Consider the following 22,568-nt stretch of genomic DNA (forward strand, 5'->3'; position numbering starts at 1 on the left):
ACGGACGATCACCACGCTCTGGTGTGAGTATCGGCCGCGAGCCGACCTGCGTCAGAGCGTGGTGATCTCGGTTCGAATCAGCTGGTGTGCCAGGTGATCTGGTCGTCCAGGGGAGCGCGGGCGGTGCGGAAGGTGTTGATCGGGTGGTCGAGGTCGGGGTAGCCGAAGGAGACGCCGAAGACGACCTTGCGGTGGGTGGGGAGGTCGAAGTGGTCGCGGAGGAAGGGGGAGTAGGAGGCCAGGGCGGCTTGGGGGGCGGCGGCGAGGCCGAGGGCTTGGGCGCCGAGGAGGAATGATTCGAGCCAGAGGCCGCAGTCGATGGCGCCGTAGACGCCGAGGTCGGCTTCGGAGGTGACGATGGCGACGTGGGGCGCGTCGAAGAATTCGAAGTTGCGGACCATCTGGCGCAGTGTCTTCTCGTGGTCGCCCTTGGCGATGCCGACGCTGTCGTAGAGCTGGAAGCCGCACTCGCGTCGGCGGTCGCGGTAGGCACCGGCGTACTGGGCGGGGAACTCGAAATCCGGTGCGGTGCCGTTGGTCTGGATGTGGGTGAGCAGTTCCTTGCGGAATCGCTCGGTGCCTTCGCCCGCGGTGACGACGACCTGCCACGGCTGGGTGTTGCACCACGACGGGGTGCGCTGGGCGAGGCTCAGCAGTCGTTCGATGCTCGCGCGGTCGACCTCGTCGGGGCGGAATTGCCTGCAGGTCCAGCGCTCGTCGGCCAGGCGCTGGAGTGCGGCGAAATCGCTGGTGTCGTGGTCGGTCGGCGCCATCGTGCGGCTCCCTCGGTCGGTACGGAGACCTAGTCTCATTTTGAGACCACGTTAGCAGTAGGGCCGGGAACGCGGAACCCGCCCGCACCACGAATTCGGGTGCGGGCGGGCTCGGGAAGTGAATCAGGCGCGACGCCGGGAGACCAACCGGATCGCGATACCGATGCCGATCAGCGCGACCACGCCGACACCGATGCCGGCCATGGCGAACCAGGGCGTCGTCGAATCCGAACCACTCACGGCGACAGGCTTTTCGGTGCCGGGCTGCGACTGCTCACCGAGCACGTCGGGACTAGCGGTCAGGTAAATCGGCCCCGCCTCGGCGGCACCCGCGACGGTGAGGTCGAGTTCGACCGGAGTCGGCGGCATGGCCGTCGTGCCCGACGGCATCCCGATCTTGACCGCGATGTAGTACCACCCGGCCACCGACTGCTGCTGCACGGGGATCTCGTCGGCGTCTCGGTTCGCGTAGCGGATCGGGACGGTCGCGCCTTCGAGATCCGTGGCCTGCCGCCCGGTGTAAGCGTTCGTGTCCTCGTGGATCTGGCCGCCGACCGGCGAGTACACGGTCGTGGTGACGTTCGTGGCTGTGGTGTATCCCGCCCCGCCGGTTTCGGCGAACCGTACGCGATAGGCCAGCCCCTGGCCCCAGTTCAGGCGCACCTTGTAGAAGACGTATTCGCCGTTCTGGATCGTGTCGGTGTACTTGCCGCTCCCGTCGAGAGTCGTGGCGACGGTGAACGATCCGCCGCCGCTGACCGGCTCGGCCGGGCCCGCCGGTGCGGCGAACGACGTCTTCTTCGTGACCGAGCTCGGGCCGGGATCGGTGACACCCGGTTCGATCCCGACGATCAGCTCCACCGGTAGCCGCGCGGGCAGGCCGGCGGGGACCTCATCCCAATGGAGTTCGTAGTAGTAGCGGCCGCCGCCCTTGCAGGAGTCGGAGCTGCCGCCGCTCGGCTCCTCGGTGGCCCGCTCCAGGGTGTTGCTGACCGTGAATGCGACGCCGTCGCCGGTGCGCGATTCGAGCTCACGTTCCCGGATGTTGCAGTACGCGCCGTCGCGGCCGTAGACGCGCAATTCCAGCGCGCTGATTCCGCCGGTGGCGGCGCCGAGGGGCGCTCGGGGGAAGGCGACGATGCCGGTGAAGTACGCCGTCGCTCCGGCGGGCACGTCGACGGCGTAGAACCGCTTCTCGTGCTGGCCGATGGTGTCGAGGTACTGACCGGGCTTCGCGACCGGGGCGGTCTCGTAGGTGGCGGTGCCGGTGATCGGGGTGCCGGTGGCCTGGTAGTTGCGCAGGGCGGCCGAACTCACCCGGGGCAGAATCTGTTCCAGCGCGGCGCCGTCGGCGGCGTCGCTGTAGGTGCCGCCGGTGGCCTGCGCCATGCAGGTGAGCTGGGCGCGCGCCGTGTCGTCGACGGCGAAACCGATGGAGTGGACGACGAGGTCGACACCCCGCTGCTTCAGCTCCTTGGCGACCTCGCAGGGGTCGGGCGGCGCGCAGGTGTCGTCACCGTCGGAGACGAGCACGATCGAGCGCGGCCCCGACGACGGCAGCGCGTCTGCCGCCTGACGCAGCGCGGTGCCCATGGGGGTCCACCCGCGGGCCTGGATACCGTCGACGGCGCTGGTGAGCGCGGGCTTGTCGATGGTGTCGGGCTGCTGCAAGATCTGGACGTCGCGGCAGCCCGCCGCCTTGTCTGCCTCGTCGTTGCTGGTGCCGGTGCCGTAGGTGGCGAGCCCGACCTCGGCTTCGGCCGGCGCCGAGTCGACGAAGGTACGCACGGCCTTCTTCGCCGAATCCATCATGGTGGCACCCTGGTCGGGGCGCTGCATGGACCCGGACGCGTCCAGGATGAGCATGGTCGGTGCGTACTGCGCCGGGTCGGCATGCGCCGCCCCGGGTAGTGCTGCGGGCAGCAAGGTGAGCGCTGCGGCGGTCAGTGCCGCGGTCAGCGTCCTGAATCTCGACATCGTCCTCGAACTTCATCACTCGGAATGAAACCGGACAGACGATACAGACTGGTCATGGCCGGTAGTAACCCCAAAATCGGTGGCACAAGCCACCGTTTGCCGGACGAAATGATGTCTTGGCAGGTAGCAATCGGTTTTTCACTCGGATGCCGGTCCGCGTCCTCGCGCCTGCCGCACGACAACGGCCTCCCGGGGCACAATCGAGCGCATGGCTTCGCAGGCCCGGGACGCGCAGGAGCGCAAACGGCACGGCAGGCATTACACCCCACCCGCGCTGGCGCGGTTCCTGGCGCGACGGGCGCTACTGCACGCGCCACGCACCAGTGAGCTCCGGGTGCTCGATCCGGCCTGCGGTGACGGCGAGCTACTCCTCGCGGTGCAGCGGGAAGCCGCACCGGATGTCACGGTACGGCTGACCGGCTACGACCTGGACCGGCGGGCCGTCGGCGAAACGGCCGAGCGCGCCGCCGCCGCCGGCATCGAGATCGATTGCCGGGCAGGCGATTTTCTCGCCGCGTCGGGTCGCATCGCCGACGGTTCGTTCGACCTCGTCATCAGCAATCCGCCGTATGTGCGGACCCAGCAGCTCGGCGGTTCGACGGCACGGCTGCTGAGCAAGCAGTTCGGTCTGCGCGGGCGCATCGACCTCACCCATCCGTTCGTGGCGATCGCGCCCCGGCTGCTCGCCGCCGACGGCGTCCTCGGATTGCTCTGTGCCAACCGCTTTCTCACCACCAGAGCCGGTGCGAATATACGCCGGATACTCACCAGCGAGCTGCATCCGGCCGAGCTCTACGACCTCGGCGACACCAAGCTCTTCGCGGCCGCGGTGCTGCCCGCGATCACGGTCGCCACGCGCGCGCCCACGGACTGCGACTGCCGGTATGTCTCGGTCTACGAAGAACCCGGCGCCGAACCCGACTGCACCACCGGCTTGTTCGATGCGCTGGCCGGGGACAGCGCCTGCCTGGTCGGCGACGGCGGACGGGTGTTCGCCGTCGAAGTGGGTGTGCTGTCCACGGGATCGGATGACGGGATGGTCGGCAAACGACCGCGGCGAATATCGTCGACGAGCGCGTCGCACCCGGACACGACACCGACCGGGTTCGGCCGACGGTCTCGGGAGCGAGGCGACGCTCGACCAGGTGCGGACCCCTCGGAGCTCGTCAGGTCGACCGCCGCGCGAGCCGGCGACCTGTCCGGCGACACCGCCTGGCGTATGTCGCGCCCCGCCCTCGACAGCTGGCTCAGCACCATCGCGGACAGCACCTGGCGTACCTTCGGCGACACCGCCCGCATCCGCGTCGGCATCAAGACCACCGCCGACCGGGTGTTCATCTCCGACCGCTGGGACCAGATGGACCCGACACCGGAACCGGAACTGTTGCGGCAGTTGATCACCCACCACGATCTGCAACCGTGGCGGATCGGGCGGGACCGCGGCACCAGGGTCCTCTACCCCTACGACCTCCTGCAGCCGCGCCGCACACCCATCGACCTCGCCGAATTCCCCTCCGCCGCGGAGTATCTGCGCTCACACGAGCGGGTGCTGTCCGGCCGCAGGTACGTGCTCGACGGCGGCCGGAAGTGGTTCGAGATCTGGGTTCCGCAGCGCCCGCATCTGTGGGGCGCGCCGAAACTGGTGTTCCCCGACATCAGCGAACGGCCCCGGTTCGCGCTGGACCGGTCGGGCGCGGTGGTCAACGGCGACTGCTACTGGATCTCGCTCACCGATCTCGGAACCGGAGAGCAGGCGACCGATCTCGCGTATCTGCTGATGGGCGTGGCGAATTCGGCGCTGGGACTGCGGTTCTACGACGCGGTATGCGGCAATCGGCTGTATTCGGGACGGCGGCGCTGGATCACCCAGTACGTAGCCCGGTTGCCGCTGCCCGATCCGGCGTGCCCGGCGGCGGCGGCGATCGTGGCGCGAGTGCGTGGCGTGCTGGAAGACGGTGTTCCCGTGGCGGAGGCGAGCATCGACGAGGCCGTCGCCGCCGCGTTCGGGGTGCCTGGCGTCAACGTGCGAAACGGTGCGATGCAGTCAGAATTCTGACTGAGCGGCCCCGGATTGCACGTTTGCGCCGGTGCCAACGCTCAGCGAGCGACGCGGATGCCGACCATCGGTAGCAGCGTGCGGCGGGCGAAGTCGCGGCCCGCCGCCGGGTCGTCGAGGGGGATGAGGCCGTCCGGGGTGAGCGCCAGCGAGAGCGCGAGCCGCGCCATGATCTCGGCGACCAGGTCGGGTTCGAAGTCGGGGACCGTCGCGCCCGCCTGCAATTCGCGCAGCTTGTCGGCCAGATAGCCGCGCCCGACCGCGAGGATCGGGCCCGCTTCGGTGGTGAGCCTGGGCAGGATGATCTCCGGTTCGGTTGCGAGCAGCCTGCGCAGCAGCTCGTTGCCCGCGATGGTCGTCACGAACGCGACGAAGATCTCGACGAGCTGTTCGCCGGGCTCGGTGACCGCGCGCACCCGCTCGTCGATCTCGGCGACATAGCGCTGGGCCTCCCGCACGCCCACCGCTTCGACCAGGTCGTTCTTGGATTCGTAGCGCCGGTACAGGGTGGCGGGGCTGATACCTGCCCGCCGGGCGATCTCGCCCATGCTCGTGCGTTTGATGCCGAAGTCGAGAAACGCCGACAGCGCACTGTCGAGCAGCTTCTCCCCGTCGGTGACGGGCTTTTCCAGTATCCGCGCGAGGATCGACGAGACGGTAGGCATCGTCCCATTATCCTTGTGGCGACAGATCCAGCGCGACCATCTCCTGCTCGATCGCATTGGCCGCGAAGTGGACCCCGCGAGAACGTAATTCGTGAACCCGGCACTGGAGTGCCTCGATTCCGCCGGGCTGGGCGGCGATATCGGCCACGCTGAGCCGTCCCCCTGCTCGGTGCACACCGGAATGCATGTATGCCACCGTGATACCTCCTACCTCGCGTATCCGGTGCCGGCCGCCGCACTCTATGGCCGGACGCAATACGCAGGGCAAATGCTATCAGGTATCCCAACTGGTCACTTGCTCAGTGTGATGACTCACAACACCTCGGCCGTGCGATGCGCCGCCAGATTGTGCACATAGACGGCCGCGTTGAGCTTGATTCCGTCCTGCTGCGCCTCGGTCAGCTCCCGGCGCACCTTGCCAGGAACACCGGCGACCAGCGAGCCGGGCGGAATCTGCGCACCCTCGGGGATCAGGGCATTGGCCGCGATCAGGCTGCCCGCGCCGATCACCGCTCCGTTGAGGACGGTCGCGCCCATGCCGACCAGAACGTCGTCGCCGATGGTGCAGCCGTGCAGAATCGCGTTGTGTCCCACCGAGACTCCACTGCCGACGGTGAGCGGGAAACCGGGGTCGGCATGCAGGACGCAACCGTCCTGGATATTGGTGCGCGCGCCAAGAATGATCTGCTCGAGGTCGCCCCGCAGCACAGCCGAATACCAGACGCCGACCTCGGCGGCCAGGCTCACCCGCCCGATGACGGTCGCGTTCGGCGCGATCCAGGCAGTGTCGTCGATTTCCGGCGCGAACCCGGACACCTTGATGATCATGCGGTGATTATCGCGCCGCCCCGCGGAACTGGGCGCGGTGGGCCGCCGGACTGGTGCCGAGCATGCGATGGAAGTGGTGGCGCAGGCTCACCGCGCTGCCGAAACCGGTGTCGCGCGCGATCCGGTCGACGGTCTCGTCGGTCGACTCCAGCAGCAGCCGGGCATGGTCGGTGCGCTGCTGCAACAGCCACTGCTGCGGGCTGGTGCCGGTGCGTTCGCGGAAGCGCCGGGTGAAGGTGCGTCGCGACATGAGCGCCGCGCGCGACCAGATGTCGAGATCGATCTCCGTCTCGAGGCGGGTGCGCGCCCACACCATCGCCTGCTCGATCGGGTCTGCGGTGTCCTCCTCGGGGACCGCGACCGGGATGAACTGGGCCTGCGAACCGTTGCGGTGCGGCGCGGTGACCAGTGCGCGGGCCAGCTCGGTGGCGGCGCGGGCGCCGAGGTCGCCGCGGACGATGTGCAGGCAGCAGTCCAGGGCGGCGGCGACGCCCGCGGAGGTGATCACGTCGCCGAGGTCGGTCCACAGGGTGTCGGCGCGCACCCGGACTCGCGGATAGGCGCGGGCCATGGCCTCCGCGGCGGCCCAGTGCGTGGTGAGTTCGCGGCCGTCGGCCAGGCCCGTCGCCGCGATCGCCCAGGCACCGAGGCACAGGCCGACCAGCCGGGCGCCGTTCGCGTGCGCGGTGTGCACCGCGTCGTTCAGGGCGGGGGAGACGTCCAGGCCGTGCAGCCAGCCGGGGAAGACCACCAGCTCGGCCGTGGCCACCGTGTCGAGGCCGTGATGCACGGTGATGTCGAAACCCGCTGCGGTGGAAAGTGTTCCGGGTTGCTCGGCGCATACTCGCACGTCGTAGGGTGAATCGCCGTCGACGCCGGTGCCGGACCGGCCGAGCACCAGCGTCGGCACCGACAGATGGAACGGACTGATCCCGTCGAACGCGATGACCGCCACCGAGCGCATGGCCCGATCTTAGCGATGGTCGACCTGAAGGCCACTGTCGTGGAGTGTCGCCGTCGGCGAAAGTTGTCGGCATGACCGAGACGATCACCCGCCCAATGCTGCTCGACGCCTTGCACATCGGTGGTCCGACCCTGCGCTTCCGGTACGCGGGCCTGACCTGGCTCACCGACCCGACCTTCGACGAGCCGGGCGACTACCCGGGGCCGATCACGCTGCACAAGCTCAGCGGTCCCGCCGTGCCGGTCGAGGCGATCGGCACGATCGATGTCGTGCTGCTCTCACACGATCAGCACGCCGACAACCTCGACACCGCGGGGCGTGCGCTGCTGGCTCAGGTCGAGACCGTGCTCTCGACACCCGATGCCGCGGGCCGGATCGACGGTGTGCGCGGGCTGGTCCCGTGGGAGACCGTCACGGTCGGCGATGTCGAGGTGACCGCGGTGCCCGCGCTGCACGGGCCCGAGGGCTGCGAGCCGCTCAGCGGCGTGGTCACCGGTTTCGTACTGCGTGCCGAGGGGGAGCCGACCGTCTACGTCTCCGGAGACAACGCGTCCGTCCCCTTGGTCGAGCAGATCGTCGAGCGGATCGGGCGGATCGACGTCGCGGTGCTCAATATCGGCGCCGCGAATATCGGCCGGTTCGGCGACAGTGACGTGACGCTCAACGCACGCACCGCCGTTCAGGCCGCCACCGTTCTCGGTGACGCGGTCGTCGTCGCGGTGCACGCGGAGGGCTGGGGCCACTTCAGCGAGTCGCTGGACTACCTCGAGCGCACCTTCGCCTATGCCGATCGCGCTGGGCAGCTTCGCATTCCGGTGCGGGGTGAGGTGTTCGCGGTCTGAGGGCTGCTGACTGCGCTTCCGAGGCTGCGGTCGGTCAGGACTGTTAACGGTGGCTGCAGACAAAATGATTAGTTTTCGAAACGACTGGTTTCAGAACTCGGGGATTCGATCGCCCGCGCCAGGTTCACCGGGCGCGGGTTTCCACCACTACAGGAGATGAGTTGCTGAAGAAGCGAAGGAGTGGCCGGTCACGCGCGCTGGTGCGGGTGCTGCTGGCCCTGGTCGCGTTGGTGTTGGCGTTGACCGCGTGTTCGTCGAACGGGTCCGGTACGGGTGAGCCGGGGTCGAGTTCGGTGTCCCAGACCTCGGTCACCACGACGAAGCCTGCGACGAGTTCGGTGACGCCGTCTGCGAATCCGGGCGACGGCGGTGCCGCGGTACCGGGTGGCCAGGCCGCGCCGGAGTCGTCGTGGTACCACTCGCCCACGCAGGCGCCGGAGTCGTCGTGGTATCAGTCGCCGACGCAGGAGCCGCCGCCGGGATACACCTGTGTGCCGGGCCCGGATTGCGGCACGGACAGCTGCGGACACAACGAATGCGGATTGCCGCCGGGCCACACCTGCATGCCGGGTCCGGATTGCGGCACCGACAACTGTGGCCCCGGCCAGTGCGGCGAAACACCGCCGACGACCACCGTCGCGCCGCCTGCCACGACGCAACCGGTGACGACCACACCGGCGGCTACGTCCGCCGCGCCGCCCGCGACGACCACCACCGGCGCCGCTCCCGCGGCGGCATCGGTGACACCGTCACCGTGAACCTGGCTCCGACACGCGATGATCCAACCGGCTGACTCCCGTCGGCGGGAGTCCTAAGCTGGCGCAATGACGGGAACAGGCGAAACGATCGGTGTGCCGGCGGAGGTCAAACCGCAGGAGTTCCGGGTGGCGCTCACCCCGGCGGGCGCCACCGAACTGGCCGCGCACGGGCACGAGGTGCTCGTGCAGGCCGGTGCCGGAACAGGTTCGGGATTCGGCGACGAGGACTATCTCGCCGCGGGCGCCAGGATCGTGCCGGACGCCGACGCGGTCTGGGCCGAGGCCGGGCTGATCCTGAAGGTGAAAGAGCCCATCGCGCAGGAGTATTCGCGGATGCGGCGCGACCAGGTGCTGTTCACCTATCTGCACCTGGCCGCGTCGAAGGAATGCACCGACGCGATCCTGGACTCCGGGATCACCGCGATCGCGTATGAAACGGTGCGGGGCGCGGACGGTTCGCTGCCGCTGCTCGCGCCGATGAGCGAGGTCGCGGGCAAGCTCGGCACCCAGGTGGGCGCCTATCACCTGATGGCGCCGATGGGCGGCGAGGGCACGTTGCTCGGCGGGGTCCCCGGTGTGCGCCCGGCCGATGTGGTGGTGCTCGGCGGCGGCGTCGCGGGGACCAACGCGGCGAGCGTCGCGGTCGGGATGGGCGCCAGGGTGAGCGTCCTCGATACCAATCTGGCACGGTTGCGCGAGCTCGACGCCCGCTTCGCGGGCCGGGTCGGCACCCTCGCCTCGCACGCGCTCGAGATCGAAAAGGCCGTGCTCGCCGCTGATCTGGTGATCGGGTCGGTGCTGGTGCCCGGCGCCAAGGCGCCCAAGCTGGTGTCCGACGAGCTCGTCGCGGGGATGCGACCCGGTTCGGTGCTCGTCGACATCGCCGTCGACCAGGGCGGCTGCTTCGCCTCCACCCGGCCGACGACGCACGCCGATCCCACCTTCCCCGTGGCGAATTCGCTGTTCTACTGCGTCGCGAACATGCCGGGCGCCGTGCCGCACACCTCCACCGTTGCCCTCACCAACGCCACCCTGCCGTTCGCGACCGCGATCGCCGACCAGGGCTGGCGTGGTGCGTGCGCCGCCGATCCCGGACTGGCTGCCGGGCTCACGGCCGTCGACGGAAAACTGCTGTCATCCGAAGTGGCTGCGGCGCACGGGTATTCGCTCGGCGTCTGAGCTCCTACTCGCCTGCGCCCAGGTACCAGTCCGGTGCGCCCTCGGTCGGCAGGTCGTGCAGCTTGTCGGGGTTGCGGACGATATTGATCGCGACGATGCGGCCCGCATCGACGACGAACGAGAAGACGCCGGTATTGGCGCCGTCGAACACCACCAGGCCGGGCACACCGTTGACCAGGACCGCCCGGCCCCACGCCCCGGACGCCGACGGCGCGTGGTACCAACCGAGCAGCGCCTTGGCGATGAGCTCGGCGCCGTGCAGCGGCTGGCGGATGGCGGGCACCTTGCCGCCACCGTCGGCGGTGAGTACCACGTTCTCGTCGAGGATGCCGAGCAGCGAGCTCAGATCGCCCGAGCGCCAGGCCAGCGAGAACGCCGAGACGACCTTCTCCTGTTCGGCGGGCGAGGCGGGGAAGCGCGGGGTGCCGGACTCCACGTGCTTGCGGGCACGGGAGGCGAGCTGACGGACGGCGGCCGGGGTGCGGCCGACGACCTCGGCGACCTCGGGACCGGTCATGCCGAACACGTCCTGCAAGACGAAAGCCGTTCGCTCGGCCGGGGACAGCGATTCCAGCACGACCAGCAGCGCGGTGGTGACCCGTTCGTCCTGGGAGATCCGGTCGGCCGGGTCGTCCCAGGTGGTGACCTCCGGTTCCGGCAGCCATTCGCCGACATACTGTTCGCGGCGGGCACGCGCCGAACCGAGGTGATCGAGGGCGAGCCTGCCGGTGACGGTGGTCAGCCAGGCGCGCAGATTGTCGATCTCGCCCGCCTTGCCCGCCTCGTGGTGGCGTTGCAGGCGCAGCCACGCGTCCTGCACCACGTCCTCGGCGTCGGTGAGGCTGCCGAGCGTGCTGTAGGCGAGGCGGCGCAGGTAGGGGCGGTGTTCCTCGAAGCGGCGGGCCAGTTCGGCCTGGTCGAGCTGCTGGGGTGCGTCGGTCATCGTTGTTCGCCGTTCGGTCGTCTGGCCCGGTCCGGGCGAGTGTATGAGGGTGGTCGCAGAGATGACGAACCAGCGGGGACGGGTGTGACATTCCCGCTGTCGGCTACCCTCGGCCGGGTGCAGAAGGGGACATCGACCGCGGTCGGGCTGATGCTGGGATTCGCGCTCGATCGAGTGTTCGCCGATCCGCGCCGCTGGCATCCGGTAGCCGGATTCGGCTCAGCGGCAGCGGCTTTGGAACAGGTGACCTATGCCGACGATCGACGTGCCGGTGTGGTGCACGAGGTGGTCGCGGTGGGCTCGGTGGTCGGGATCGGGGTGCTGGCCGCGCGCGGCGGTGTGCTCGCGACCGCGCTGGCCACGTGGACCGCCCTCGGCGGACGCAGCCTGGCGCGCGCCGGGCAGGCGATGGCCGAGCGGCTCGACGCCGGTGACATCGACGGGGCCCGGGAGCTGTTGCCCTCGCTGTGCGGACGTGATCCGTCGGTGCTCGACGCGGACGGGCTGGCCCGCGCGGCGCTGGAATCGGTCGCCGAGAACACCGCCGACGCGACCGTCGCGCCGCTGCTGTGGGGCGCTGTCGCCGGGGTGCCGGGGCTGCTCGGGTACCGGGCTGTCAACACGCTCGACGCGATGGTCGGCTACCGCAACGAGCGGTACCTGCGGTTCGGGTGGGCCGCCGCGCGCACCGATGACCTGGCGAATGTCGTTCCCGCCCGGGTCACCGGACTGATCACAGCCGCGCTCGCGCCGCTGGTCGGTGGGACGCCCGCCGCCGCGTGGCGGGCGTGGCGGCGGGATGCGGCCAAACACCCGAGCCCGAATGCCGGTGTCGTGGAAGCGTCCATGGCCGGGGCCCTCGGTGTCCGTCTCGGTGGCCGGACCCAGTACCGGCACGGTGCCGAACTCCGGCCGACGCTGGGTGACGGACCCGCACCGACCACGGCCGATCTGCGCCGGGCGGTTCGCATGTCCGAGGCGGTGCAGGTGGGGGCGCTGGTGGTATCGGTGCTGGTCGCGGGGATGCGCGCGGTGCGGGGCTGAACTGTCTGAGCGGCGGCCGGTTCGATGGAGCGCCGCTTGATCAGCAGGATGATCACGAGGGCTGGATAGACCAGAACGGGCACAGACGCCGTGCGGACCCGAACGTGGAGGTCTGAACACGGGAGCGTTCATCGGCCGAAGATGTCCGTTCGACGCCTCGCCTGTCTGCCGGATCAGCCGGTGCTCAGCGGCCGGGCTGGACGGCTTCGAAGCCGAACACGATGGTCAGCACCCGCGGCATGTCGCCGCATACCGGTTTGACGAAGCAGGTCGTGTCGGCGTCAGCGGTTGCGGCCGTAGCGGTCGGCCAGGCGGGCTTCGGTGGTCGGCGGGGCCGGGGTGGCCTGCTCGTCGGCCGGGGTGGTCTCGGTGGTCGAGGTGCCTTCCGTGCCGGCGCGGTCGCGGCGGCGGGCGCGGAGTTCGGCGACGACGAAATAGCCGAGGCCGAGGGGGGCCATGATGCCGAAGGCCAGCCATTGGAGGCCGTAGGAGAGGTAGGGGCCCGCGTCGAGCTGGGGGAGCGGGGTGGGGGTGAAGGCGCCGGGCTGGCCCTCGGCCAGTTGGAGGTAGCCGCCCTTGTCCGTGCCGGTGGGGATATCGGTGAGCCGGGTGCCGAGGACGGTGGATTCCTGGGCGGTGTCGACCGTATACACCTGGCGGTAGCCGTCCTGGGTGCTCGGCGGCTTGTCCGCGACCACGCCTTCGGAGGCGCGCACGCGGGCTTCGAGGCGCTGGGGGCCGGTCGGGGGCGCGGCGATCGCCGGGGGACGGGTGCCGTCGACGGCGGCGACCAGGCCGCGGTCGACGAGCAGGGTGCGGCCGTCGTCCAGGCGGAAGGCGTCGAGGACGGCGTAGCCGGGGGCGCCGTCGAGATGACGCAGGCGTACCAGGACGGTCGAGTCAGGGACAAACGCGCCGCTCGCGGTGACCTTGCGCCATTCGGTGTGCGCGGTCGGGTCTCCGTCGAGAACGCTGACCACGTCCACCGGGTCGGCCTGCACCGAGTCGGCGATCAGCTGGTTGCGGTGCTCGGTGCTGGTGTTCTTGCCCAGCTGCCACGGCGCGAGGACGGTGAAGCACAGGTAGGCGAACGCCGCGACGATCACGGCGAGGATGAGCCAGCTCGGGCGCAGCAGGAACGTGAGTTTGCGCATCAGCGTTGCGCGTCGGCGGGGGTGCGGACGTCGAGTTCGGCGCGCACCCAGTCGAGCAGGCCGGGGACAGCGGCTTCGATCTGATCGCGGACCAGGTCGAAGTCGGACTGGTCGCCGTAGTACGGGTCGGGCACGTCACGGCCGTCGGCGGCGGGGTCGAAGCTGCGCAGCAGCCTGCGCTGTTCGGTGGGCACGCCGCGGTGCGCCAGCTCCCGGTCGTGCCCGGTGTCGAGGGCGACGATCAGGTCGGCGTCGCGATGTTCGGGACCGAAGGTGGCCGCGATGTGGTCGGTGGAATAGCCGGCGTGGCGCAGCGTCGTCTCGGTACGCGGATCGGCCGGATCGCCGACATGCCACGATCCGGTGCCCGCGCTGGTCACCCGTACCCGGTTCGCGAGACCGGCACGGTACAGATGCGCCTCGAACATCTTCGCCGCCATCGGCGAGCGGCAGATGTTTCCTGTGCAGATGAATGACACGTGCAGCTGTCCCACGGAGCCATTCTCGCCCGGGCCGCCGAATCGCCGCCACGTAGGGTGTTCAACTGTGTTCCAGGACTCCGTCGACCCCGCGATGCTGCGCCACCACGGCGACGTGGAAGCGCGCCCTGGGATGCTCGATTTCGCGGTGAACGTCCGCGGCGCCGCCCCACCGGCCTGGCTGCGCCGTCGCCTCGCCGCCCGTCTGGACGACCTCGGTCGCTACCCGAGCGCTGAGGACGAGGCCGCCGCCCGCGCCGCCGTCGCCGCCCGCCACGGCCGCACCCCCGACGAGGTGCTGCTGCTGGCAGGCGCCGCCGAAGGGTTCGCCATGCTGCCCCGCCTGGACCCGCGCCTGGCCGCTGTCATCCACCCGTCCTTCACCGAGCCCGAACTGGCATTGCGGGAAGCGGGCGTCCCGGTGACGCGGGTGATCTTGGAACGGCCGTACACACTCGACCCCGCGCTGGTCCCCGAGGATGCCGATCTCGTCGTCCTCGGCAATCCAACCAACCCCACCTCGATCCTGCATCCCGCCGCCACCATCCAGGCGCTACGGCGGCCGGGTCGCCTCGTCGTCGTCGACGAAGCTTTCGCCGACGCGGTGGCGCGAGACGTCCCCGCGCCCGCCCAGCCCGTGGTGCCTGGCGAGCCCGTGGTGCCCGCCCAGTCAGCGCCGCACGCTGAGCCTGCGGCGCATGCCGGGCCAGCGGCGCACGCCCAGTCGGCGGCGCACGCCCAGTCGGCGGCGCACGCCCGGCCAGCGGCGCACGCTGAGTCGGCGGCGCACGCTGAGTCGGCGGCGGCGGAGGCCGCGCTGCACTCCACACACCTGTCGCACGCAAGTCCCACGGCGCATGCCGATCCGGTGGCAGACCCCGGGCCCACGCTGCACGCCGAACCGGAATCGCTGGCCTGGCTGTCCGCACCCGACGTGATCGTGCTCCGCAGCCTCACCAAGACGTGGGCGCTGGCCGGACTGCGTTGCGGTTACGTCCTCGGCGCTCCCGAGGTGCTGGCCCGGCTCAGCCACGGTCGTCCGCACTGGCCGCTGGGTACCCTCCAGCTCGAGGCGATCATCGCCACCGCCGCGCCGTCGGCTGTCGTCGAGTCCCAGCGCGACGCCCGCCTGATCGCCGCCGAGCGCACCGCCATGATCGATCGCCTGACCGCTCTCGGGATCGACGTGCACACCCCGGCCGCCGGGCCGTTCCTCCTGGTACGCGTGCCCGACGGCGAACTGGTGCGCAAGCGCCTGGCCGACCGCGGGATCGCCGTCCGTCGCGCCGACACTTTTCCCGGTCTGAGCCCCGACCATCTGCGCGTGGCCGTGCGCGGCCCGGCCGAAGTCGACCGGTTGATCGAAGGTCTGCGGGCCGTGCTGTGGTGAGCGCGCCTGCCGAACCCCGCACGCCGGTTTCGACGTCCGCTCGGCGACGGGTGATATCGCCTCGGTGCAGGTCGGTGCAGGTCGGTGCAGGTCGGTGCAGGTCGGTGCCGACGGAGTCCGGGAATCGATCCGCCACCGGAGCCTGGCGTCTACTCGCTCCGCACCGGCTGGGGTCGGCGAGTCGGGCGCGGCCGGAAATCGGCGGACATCGTTGTGGTGCAAGGTGATCCCGTCACCCCGAGGGTGACGGGCATGTCGACGGAACGAAGGAGGCGGCGGTGACCGACCTGGCCGAACTGATCGGGGTGCTCGACGCGGCGTATCCGCCGAGGCTGGCCGAATCGTGGGATTCGGTCGGGCTCGTCTGCGGTGAGCGGGCGCAGGAGGTCACCAAGGTGGTGTTCGCGGTCGACGCCACCGCCGCCGTGGTCGACGAGGCGATCGAATGGGGCGCACAGGCATTGGTCGTGCACCACCCGCTGCTGCTGCGCGGGGTCGACACCGTCGCCGCCGACACGCCCAAAGGCGCTCTGCTGCACCGGTTGATCCGCTCCGGCTGCGCCCTGTTCTCCGCGCACACCAACGCCGACTCCGCCGACCCCGGCGTCTCCGATGCGCTGGCCGCCGCCGTCGGCCTCACGGTCACCGGTCCGCTGGACCCGAAACCGGTTGCCTCCGTGGACAAATGGGTGATCCAGGTCCCGCAGACCCACACCGCCTCGCTCATGTCGGCGTTGTTCACCGCGGGCGCGGGTGCGATCGGCGACTACCGCGAAGCCGCCTGGTACACCGCGGGCACCGGCCAGTTCCGCCCGCTGCCCGGCGCGAATCCGGCGCTCGGCGTGGTCGGCACCGTCGAGACCGTCACCGAGGACGCCGTCGAGGTGGTCGCGGCGCCGACCTCGCGCCTGGCCGTCCTGGCGGCCCTGCGCGCGGCCCACCCGTACGAGGAACCCGCCTACCACGTCACCGAACGCGCACCGCTGCCGTCCTCGCTCGGCATCGGCCGCATCGGCGAACTCCCCGAGCCCGAAACCCTGCGCGAATTCACCGCCCGCGTCGGAGTCGGCCTGCCGCGCACCGTCTGGGGCGTCCGCGCGGCCGGTGACCCCGATCGCGTCGTCAAGCGGGTGGCCGTCTGCGGCGGTGCGGGCGACTCCTACCTGAACGCGGCCATCCGCGCCGGCGTCGACGCCTACCTCACCTCCGACCTGCGCCACCACCCCGTCGACGAACACCTCCGCCGCGGCGGCCCCGCCCTCGTCGACGCCGCCCACTGGGCCACCGAGTTCCCCTGGTGTGGTCAGGCCGAGCAGATCGTCCGCACCGCCCTGCCCGGCCTGGCCACGCGGGTATCCACCCTGCGCACCGACCCGTGGACGGTCACCGGCTGACCCATGCCCACGTCGACGGCTGAGCGAACGCCGGCCCGGCGGCAGTCCTCGGGTCATGGCGTGCGCACGCCCCGCGGCGCGGTACGGTTGAACAACCCATCCGTCCACTGTGTTCAGGAGTTCGTGCGCGTTGAATGTCGAACCGTCGGTCCAGTCCAAGCTGTTGCAGCTCGCCACTGTCGATGCCGAGTTGACGCGGATCGCGCACCGCAGGGGCGCGCTGCCCGAGCAGCAGGAGGTGGCGCGCCTGGCGGCCGAGCGCAACGGCTACAAGGACGCGGCCGTCGCGGTGGAGATCGGCATCGACGATCTGGATCGCGACATCCGCAAGCTAGAGGGTGAGGTCGACGCCGTCCGCAAGCGCGAGGACCGCGACCGCGGCATGCTCACCGCGGGCACCGTCGCCGCCAAGCAGCTCTCCGAGATCCAGCACGAGCTGGGCAGCCTGGAGCGTCGCCGCTCGGTGCTCGAGGACGAGCTGCTGACCGTGATGGAGCAGCGCGAAGCCATGGCCGCCGACCACGACCACGCGGGCGCCCGCCTGAGCAAGGCCGATCAGGACCTGGCCGACGCCGAGCGCCTGCGCGACGAGGCACTGGCCGATCTCGACGTGGCGCAGCAGCGGTGCGACAAGGACCGGGACGGGCTGATCGGCCTGTTCCCCGACGAACTGCTCGCCGTCTACGACAAGCAGCGTTCGGCGCACGGCGTCGGCGCAGCCCTGTTGCAGGCCCGCCGCTGCGGCGCCTGCCGGATCGAGATCGATCGCGGCGAGATGCAGCGCATCGCCAAGGCCGCGCCCGACGCCGTGGTCCGCTGCCCCGAGTGCGGCGCGATCATGGTGCGTACCAAGGAATCGGGGCTGTGATCGGATCGGTGCGCCGATGAGCGTGCACGAGGTGATCGTCGAAGCCGACGGTGGCTCGCGCGGCAATCCGGGCCCTGCCGGCTACGGCGCGGTGGTCTTCGCCGCCGATCATGTGCGGGTGCTCGCCGAGCGCAAGGAATACGTCGGCATCGCCACCAACAATGTCGCCGAATATCGCGGTCTCATCGCCGGTCTGGAGGCGTCGGCCGAGCTCGGTGCGCGGGTGGTCGCGGTGCGGATGGACTCCAAGCTCGTCGTCGAGCAGATGGCGGGACGCTGGAAAGTGAAGCACCCGTCGATGATTCCGCTCGCCGAACAGGCGCGGGCGCTCGTCGCGGGCTTCGACCGGGTGAGCTTCACCTGGATTCCACGCGCCGAGAACTCCCACGCCGACCGGCTGGCGAACGAGGCGATGGACGACGGCGCCGTCGTCGGCACCGTCCGCGAAGCCGTCTCCGCCGGGCACGCCCCGGGCGACCAGGTGGCCGTGCCCGCTGCCGGTGCCAGGGCGGGCGAGCAGGCCGACACCGACCCGGTGGCCCTGGCGCTCGATGGCGAGACCACTGCGGCACAGCCGGTTTCGGCCAACGCCCCCGGCTGGACCGGTGCGCTCGGCAGGCCGACGAGGCTGTTGCTGCTGCGTCACGGCCAGACCGAGCTGTCGATCGAGCGCCGCTACTCCGGTCGCGGCAATCCGCCGCTCACCGATCTCGGCCGCCAGCAGGCCGAGCGGGCCGCGAAAATGCTTGCCGCCAAGGGTGATATCGCCGCCGTCGTGACCTCTCCGCTGCAGCGCGCGCGGTCCACCGCCGAAGCCGCCGCCGCGGCCCTGGATGTGCCGTTGCGCGTCCTCGACGGCTTGATCGAAACCGATTTCGGCGACTGGGAGGGTCTCACCTTCGCCGAGGCCGCCCAGCGCGATCCGCAACTGCACACGGACTGGCTCGGCGACCCGTCGATTCCCGCCCCCGGCGGCGAGAGCTTCGATCAGGTGCGCGAACGCGTGGCGAGCGTGCGCCGGGATCTGGTCGCGCTGTATCCGGGCCAGAACATCGTCGTGGTCAGCCATGTCACTCCGATCAAGACGCTGCTGCAGCTGGCGCTCGGCGTCGGCCCGTCGCTGCTGTACCGCCTGCACCTGGACCTGGCGTCGCTGTGCATCGCCGAGTTCTACCCCGACGGCGGCGCCTCTGTCCGCCTCGTCAACGACATTTCCTACCTGTGAGCTAGCCGCTTGTCGCCGGGGCGCGGTACGGTCGCCCCGGTTCGCGGTCGGCGTAACGACGACGCCCCGGCGCCCGAAAGGTACTCGGGCGTGCGGAATGCCGCGGCCATCGAGAAAGGTACTTGATGAGGTTTCTACGGATGGCGGCGTTCGCGGCGGCCATCGCGGGGGCGCTCACCGCGTCCGCAGGCGCGGGCAGCGTGTCGGCCGATCCGAGCGTGGTGCTCGGTGCGGCCTCGGGCATCGTCTTCGACAACAACTCCGGTTGCTCGCTGACCGCCATCGGCCATGACAACGCGGGCCGCCTTGTCGGCCTCACCGCCGGGCACTGCGCGCCGACGGGGGCGCGGGTCGGCGCCGAGCAGGCGCTCAACGCGGGTGTCATCGGCACCGTCGCCTTCTCCGACGACGGCGACTACCTGGATTTCGCTGTCCTGCAGCTGGATGCGTCGAAGGTACTGCCGGTCCGCACCGTCGGCCAGACCACCGTCGCCGGCATCGGCAGCCCGCCCGGACCCGGCACCACGGTGTGCTCGGACGGGCGCACCAGCGGCCGCAGCTGCGGCGTGGTGTGGGGTGAGCTCGAAGGCACCTCGATCAACCAGTACTGCTCGCAGCCGGGCGACTCCGGCGGCCCGGTCGTCGTCGGCGACCGCCTGGTCGGCATGAACCAGGGCAGGCTCACCGGCCTGGGCCCGCTCGACTTCGACGTCCCGTGCACCGGCGGCGCCAACCCGATCCACTCGCCCGCCTACTTCCAGCCCATCGGGGTCATCCTCGAGGTGCTGAACCGGGCAGGCGGCGTCGGCGCGGGCTTCCAGCCGATCTGATCCCAGCTCGACCCCCAGGGGCGCATCACCCACCCGGTGATGCGCCTCTGTCGTCGTTCCCAGCCCGAAATCGTGTTGCCCGGCGCCGGGCGGCATGCTGGAATCGCAGGCATGGGGGAAACTGACGGCACAGTCGGAATCAGACGGCTGGAACCTGACGAGTGGGCGGTGTTCCGCGAGGTGCGGTTGCGCGCGCTGCGTGACGCGCCGACGGTGTTCGGCCAGACCATCGAGCAGGCGCTGGCACGGACCGCGCAGGACTGGCGGGACGTGCTGCGAGCGCGGGCGCAGTTCGCGGCGACGGCAGGTACCGAGACGGTGGGCACAGTGGGGGTGCTCACCGACGCGGCGAGCGCCCACCTGGTCTCGATGTGGGTGGATCCGCGTGCCCGCGGCCGCGGTGTCTCGGATCTGCTGATCGACGCGGCAGTGAGCTGGGCGGTCGAGCGTGGCTGTGCGGCGGTGCGCCTCGACGTGGCCGAGGGCAATACCGCCGCCGAGAAGTTGTACCGGCGACACGGATTCGTGCCGACGGGATCGTGCGGGCCGGTCGAGCCGGGCGACCCCCGAATGGAATTCGAGATGCGCCTGCTGCTCTGAATCCGGTCGTATTGATGCGGCAGCGATGGTGCGGAGGGCGGCGGGCGACTCATGGAAGGCGGGGCGTAGCCAGCGGTCGGCAGCAGCGTATTGCGTTCCAGCAGTGGCACATCGAGCGTTTCGCACAGCCGCAGTACCGCACAGTAGGCTCGTCACAGCGAGAAGAGGAGACCACGATGACCACAGACGCTGATGCGGCCGCCGTGCGGCAGCTGCTGGCAGCCCAGTCCGCCGCCTGGGCTGCCGGTGACGGCACCGCGTTCGCCGCCACCTTCACCGAGGATGCCGATTTCGTCTCCGTGATCGGCGAGTTCATCCAGGGCCGTGCGGAATTGGCGACGGTCATGCAGGAAGGCTTCGACGGCTTCATGCACGGCACCCGGCTCTCGGATCCGGAGCGCACGACCGTGCGATTTCCGGTCGCCGACCTGGCTGTCCTCGTCACCTACGGAGTGAGTGTCCTGCGCGCGGACCCGCTGGCGCCGCGGACCCCGACGGTGCAGATCCGCACGGCCGTGCGCACCGGTGGCCGCTGGTTGTTCGCCTCGTTCCAGAACACCCGCATCGCACCGCAGTAGCGCTCAGCCCGGCACGTGAACGCCGCCCGCCGGGGAACTGAGGCCGCGTTCGTGCATGAGCAGCAGGCCGTAGGCCGCCACCGCGTGTGGGTCGATGATCTCCCCGCGCAGGATCATCGCCTCGAGCTGTGCGCGGGAGAACCAGGCCATGCGCATGTCCTGCTCCTCGGGTTCGCGCTGCGGCTCCCCGGGAGTAAGGCCGGTGGCGAGGAAGCAGTGGCCGCGCTGGCTGCTCGAGGCGGGCGCCGAGGCCATGGTGCCGAGCAACGTCATCCGGTCGGCCCGCAGCCCGGTTTCCTCACGCAACTCGTTGTGCGCCAACTCGACCGGGGTCGGGGCAGTGCCCTGCGGCGGAGTGCCCGCCGGGAACTCCCAGCACCGCGTCCCCAGCGGATACCGGTACTGCTCGACCAGATGGAAACCCTCCCCGTCGAACGGGACGACCATCGCCCAATCGGCCTTGTCGACCACGGCGTAGATCCCGACGGATCCGTCGGAGCGGCGAATGGTGTCCTCCCGCAGCCGCATCCACGGATTGGTGTAGATCGTGCGCGAGCTGAGCTGTTCCATGACATCCATGGTGCCCCACCGGTCACGGGCGCAGGACGGACACCAGGAAGTCGGTCTGATCGCGCACGACCTGTTCGAACACGTCGTCGAAGTACACGTCGAAGTGGCCGACCGGGTACTGCTTGACCACCGCGTGCTTGGTGCGCTCGGCGGCCTTGCGGGTCGGGGCGGGCGGCGCGATCGAATCGTTCTCGGCGATCGCGTAGAACACCGGCACCTTCAGCGCCTTGGCGCGTCGGCCAGGCCGGTCGAACAGGGCCGAGAAGGCCACCCGCGCACCGACTTTCGGCTGATAGGTCGCGCTCTCCTCGGCCAGCCTGCCGAACCCCTCCGGCACGTCGGGGGCGCTCATCAGCGCCGCGGCGCGCTTGCGACCGGCCAGCCGGATCCGCACCGGCTTGCGCCGGATCGGGCCGAACAGCAGGTCGGCACCCGCGATGGTGACGACCTTGGTGATGCTGATCGGTCCCTTCGCCATCGCCGAGGCCCACCCGCTGGTGAACGGCACCTGCGCGACCACCGCGGCGAGGTAGTCGTCGTCGGGCGCGACGGACAGCACATGCCCGCCGCCGAACGAGGTGCCCCACAACGCGATCCGGGTCGCGTCGAACCCACGGATACTGCGCCCGTAGGCGATTGCGGCCTTCCAGTCCTGCCGCTGGCGGGCGATGTTGAGCACCTGGCGTGGGTCACCCTCGCTGGCCCCGAAATGCCGGTAGTCGAACGCCAGCACCCCCATTCCCGCCGCGACGAACCGCCGCGCATACCGATCCAACCCCATTTCGCGGGTTGCCCCCAGCCCGTGTCCCATGATCACCAGCGGGCGCGGCCGGGGCGCACCGTCGGGTAGGTAGAGCCAGGCAGCGCACTGCTGGTCACCCGAGGGGAAACTGACGTCGACACGTTCCATGGCTCGTAACCGTACCGAGTACTCTGTACGAGCGGACGAGTCGGCCGGGCGACCGCGGCGACGAGAACGGGTGCGATGGTGCCGCTGCTCGCTGCCGAGGAAAGTCCGGACTCCACAGAGCAGGGCGGTTGCTAACGGCAACCCGGGGTGACCCGCGGGACAGTGCCACAGAAAACAGACCGCCGCACACACGTGCGGTAAGGGTGAAACGGTGCGGTAAGAGCGCACCAGCGCCCCGGGTGACCGGGGCGGCTCGGTAAACCCCGCCCGGAGCAAGGTCGAAGGTCGCACCTCGCGGTGCGGCTGCGCAGGTGTTCGAGGGCTGCTCGCCCGAGCCTGCGGGTGGACCGCTCGAGGCACCCGGCAACGGTGTGTCCAGATGGATGGTCGCCCCCCGGTGCGAACCGGGGACAGGATCCGGCTTACAGGCCGGCTCGTCCGCCTCCGACGAACGACGAGGCGGCGGTCCCGAGAGGGAACCGCCGCCGCGTCGAGCCGGGAATACCGGTCAGCACATCAGCTTGGCCATCTGGAAGATCGT

24 protein-coding genes and 1 other RNA gene are annotated in these 22,568 nt (G+C 70.3%); 12 read left to right on the forward strand and 13 right to left on the reverse strand.

What is annotated here, in order from left to right; all coding sequences use genetic code 11:
* Positions 1-77: 77 nt before the first annotated feature.
* Both ACFWF2_RS15350 and ACFWF2_RS15355 read right to left on the reverse strand, forming a co-directional pair.
* Positions 78-773 carry a nitroreductase family protein gene (locus tag ACFWF2_RS15350; protein ID WP_379308067.1) on the reverse strand — a complete coding sequence of 232 codons (696 nt, stop codon included), beginning with the start codon at positions 771-773 and terminating at the stop codon, positions 78-80.
* A gap of 123 nt (positions 774-896) precedes the next feature.
* A complete protein-coding gene (locus ACFWF2_RS15355; protein WP_379308068.1) occupies positions 897-2,750 on the reverse strand; it encodes a VWA domain-containing protein in 1,854 nt (617 codons plus the stop codon).
* A gap of 208 nt (positions 2,751-2,958) precedes the next feature.
* Here ACFWF2_RS15355 and ACFWF2_RS15360 point away from each other — a divergent pair, with 208 nt between their 5' ends.
* Positions 2,959-4,806 (forward strand): Eco57I restriction-modification methylase domain-containing protein, encoded by a 1,848-nt coding sequence (locus ACFWF2_RS15360; protein ID WP_379308069.1) that lies wholly within the window; start codon positions 2,959-2,961, stop codon positions 4,804-4,806.
* A 41-nt stretch (positions 4,807-4,847) separates the two neighbouring features.
* Here ACFWF2_RS15360 and ACFWF2_RS15365 read toward each other — a convergent pair whose 3' ends face one another.
* The 4 genes from ACFWF2_RS15365 to ACFWF2_RS15380 all read right to left on the reverse strand — a co-directional run bounded on the left by ACFWF2_RS15365 (position 4,848) and on the right by ACFWF2_RS15380 (position 7,263).
* On the reverse strand, positions 4,848-5,471 hold the full coding sequence (locus ACFWF2_RS15365; RefSeq protein WP_379308070.1) for a TetR/AcrR family transcriptional regulator: 624 nt from the start codon (positions 5,469-5,471) through the stop codon (positions 4,848-4,850).
* A 7-nt stretch (positions 5,472-5,478) separates the two neighbouring features.
* Positions 5,479-5,658 (reverse strand): hypothetical protein, encoded by a 180-nt coding sequence (locus ACFWF2_RS15370; RefSeq protein ID WP_379308095.1) that lies wholly within the window; start codon positions 5,656-5,658, stop codon positions 5,479-5,481.
* 125 nt (positions 5,659-5,783) lie between these two features.
* Positions 5,784-6,299, reverse strand: a complete 516-nt coding sequence (locus ACFWF2_RS15375) for a gamma carbonic anhydrase family protein (RefSeq protein ID WP_379308071.1) — start codon at positions 6,297-6,299, stop codon at positions 5,784-5,786.
* 7 nt (positions 6,300-6,306) lie between these two features.
* The gene (locus tag ACFWF2_RS15380) at positions 6,307-7,263 is read right to left on the reverse strand and encodes a GlxA family transcriptional regulator (RefSeq protein WP_379308072.1); all 957 of its coding nucleotides are present in this window, start codon (positions 7,261-7,263) and stop codon (positions 6,307-6,309) included.
* A gap of 71 nt (positions 7,264-7,334) precedes the next feature.
* Here ACFWF2_RS15380 and ACFWF2_RS15385 point away from each other — a divergent pair, with 71 nt between their 5' ends.
* Entirely contained in the window at positions 7,335-8,105 is a 771-nt protein-coding gene (locus ACFWF2_RS15385; protein WP_379308073.1) for an MBL fold metallo-hydrolase, read from the forward strand.
* 124 nt (positions 8,106-8,229) lie between these two features.
* Here ACFWF2_RS15385 and ACFWF2_RS15390 read toward each other — a convergent pair whose 3' ends face one another.
* Both ACFWF2_RS15390 and ACFWF2_RS15395 read right to left on the reverse strand, forming a co-directional pair.
* Positions 8,230-8,532: a hypothetical protein gene (locus ACFWF2_RS15390; RefSeq protein ID WP_379308074.1), complete on the reverse strand. Its 303-nt coding sequence runs from the start codon at positions 8,530-8,532 to the stop codon at positions 8,230-8,232.
* 24 nt (positions 8,533-8,556) lie between these two features.
* Positions 8,557-8,820 carry a hypothetical protein gene (locus ACFWF2_RS15395; protein WP_379308075.1) on the reverse strand — a complete coding sequence of 88 codons (264 nt, stop codon included), beginning with the start codon at positions 8,818-8,820 and terminating at the stop codon, positions 8,557-8,559.
* 109 nt (positions 8,821-8,929) lie between these two features.
* Between ACFWF2_RS15395 and ald the strand changes: the two genes are divergently transcribed.
* On the forward strand, positions 8,930-10,042 hold the full coding sequence (ald, locus tag ACFWF2_RS15400; RefSeq protein WP_379308076.1) for an alanine dehydrogenase: 1,113 nt from the start codon (positions 8,930-8,932) through the stop codon (positions 10,040-10,042).
* Between the two features lie 4 nt (positions 10,043-10,046).
* On the opposite strand, the gene sigJ is transcribed toward ald, so the two are convergent.
* On the reverse strand, positions 10,047-10,985 hold the full coding sequence (sigJ, locus tag ACFWF2_RS15405) for an RNA polymerase sigma factor SigJ (RefSeq protein ID WP_379308077.1): 939 nt from the start codon (positions 10,983-10,985) through the stop codon (positions 10,047-10,049).
* A gap of 117 nt (positions 10,986-11,102) precedes the next feature.
* Between sigJ and ACFWF2_RS15410 the strand changes: the two genes are divergently transcribed.
* Entirely contained in the window at positions 11,103-12,029 is a 927-nt protein-coding gene (locus tag ACFWF2_RS15410; protein ID WP_379308078.1) for a cobalamin biosynthesis protein, read from the forward strand.
* Between the two features lie 281 nt (positions 12,030-12,310).
* Here the strand turns inward: ACFWF2_RS15410 and ACFWF2_RS15415 are convergent, their stop codons facing one another.
* Both ACFWF2_RS15415 and ACFWF2_RS15420 read right to left on the reverse strand, forming a co-directional pair.
* Positions 12,311-13,183 (reverse strand): SURF1 family protein, encoded by an 873-nt coding sequence (locus tag ACFWF2_RS15415; protein WP_379308079.1) that lies wholly within the window; start codon positions 13,181-13,183, stop codon positions 12,311-12,313.
* Positions 13,183-13,677, reverse strand: a complete 495-nt coding sequence (locus tag ACFWF2_RS15420) for a low molecular weight protein-tyrosine-phosphatase (RefSeq protein WP_379308080.1) — start codon at positions 13,675-13,677, stop codon at positions 13,183-13,185. Before ACFWF2_RS15420 ends, ACFWF2_RS15415 begins: the two co-directional genes overlap by 1 nt.
* A gap of 52 nt (positions 13,678-13,729) precedes the next feature.
* Between ACFWF2_RS15420 and ACFWF2_RS15425 the strand changes: the two genes are divergently transcribed.
* From ACFWF2_RS15425 to ACFWF2_RS15455, 7 genes are all read left to right on the forward strand, one after another.
* Positions 13,730-15,052, forward strand: coding sequence for a pyridoxal phosphate-dependent aminotransferase (locus ACFWF2_RS15425; protein ID WP_379308081.1), 1,323 nt, complete (start codon positions 13,730-13,732; stop codon positions 15,050-15,052).
* A 278-nt stretch (positions 15,053-15,330) separates the two neighbouring features.
* Positions 15,331-16,446, forward strand: coding sequence for a Nif3-like dinuclear metal center hexameric protein (locus ACFWF2_RS15430; RefSeq protein WP_379308082.1), 1,116 nt, complete (start codon positions 15,331-15,333; stop codon positions 16,444-16,446).
* Between the two features lie 130 nt (positions 16,447-16,576).
* Positions 16,577-17,314 carry a zinc ribbon domain-containing protein gene (locus tag ACFWF2_RS15435; protein WP_379308083.1) on the forward strand — a complete coding sequence of 246 codons (738 nt, stop codon included), beginning with the start codon at positions 16,577-16,579 and terminating at the stop codon, positions 17,312-17,314.
* A gap of 16 nt (positions 17,315-17,330) precedes the next feature.
* Positions 17,331-18,539, forward strand: a complete 1,209-nt coding sequence (locus tag ACFWF2_RS15440; protein WP_379308084.1) for a bifunctional RNase H/acid phosphatase — start codon at positions 17,331-17,333, stop codon at positions 18,537-18,539.
* Between the two features lie 125 nt (positions 18,540-18,664).
* A complete protein-coding gene (locus tag ACFWF2_RS15445) occupies positions 18,665-19,369 on the forward strand; it encodes a S1 family peptidase (RefSeq protein ID WP_379308085.1) in 705 nt (234 codons plus the stop codon).
* 111 nt (positions 19,370-19,480) lie between these two features.
* Entirely contained in the window at positions 19,481-19,969 is a 489-nt protein-coding gene (locus tag ACFWF2_RS15450) for a GNAT family N-acetyltransferase (protein ID WP_379308086.1), read from the forward strand.
* A gap of 176 nt (positions 19,970-20,145) precedes the next feature.
* Positions 20,146-20,547 (forward strand): SgcJ/EcaC family oxidoreductase, encoded by a 402-nt coding sequence (locus tag ACFWF2_RS15455; RefSeq protein ID WP_379308087.1) that lies wholly within the window; start codon positions 20,146-20,148, stop codon positions 20,545-20,547.
* 3 nt (positions 20,548-20,550) lie between these two features.
* Here ACFWF2_RS15455 and ACFWF2_RS15460 read toward each other — a convergent pair whose 3' ends face one another.
* The gene (locus tag ACFWF2_RS15460; protein ID WP_379308088.1) at positions 20,551-21,126 is read right to left on the reverse strand and encodes an NUDIX domain-containing protein; all 576 of its coding nucleotides are present in this window, start codon (positions 21,124-21,126) and stop codon (positions 20,551-20,553) included.
* A 13-nt stretch (positions 21,127-21,139) separates the two neighbouring features.
* Entirely contained in the window at positions 21,140-22,027 is an 888-nt protein-coding gene (locus tag ACFWF2_RS15465) for an alpha/beta hydrolase (protein WP_379308089.1), read from the reverse strand.
* A 36-nt stretch (positions 22,028-22,063) separates the two neighbouring features.
* Here ACFWF2_RS15465 and rnpB point away from each other — a divergent pair.
* Positions 22,064-22,468, forward strand: an RNA gene (gene rnpB / locus ACFWF2_RS15470) — RNase P RNA component class A.
* Positions 22,469-22,568 lie beyond the last annotated feature (100 nt).

It is taken from the genome of Nocardia sp. NPDC060259 (assembly GCF_042728775.1).
In the GTDB taxonomy this organism is placed as follows: Bacteria; Actinomycetota; Actinomycetes; order Mycobacteriales; family Mycobacteriaceae; genus Nocardia.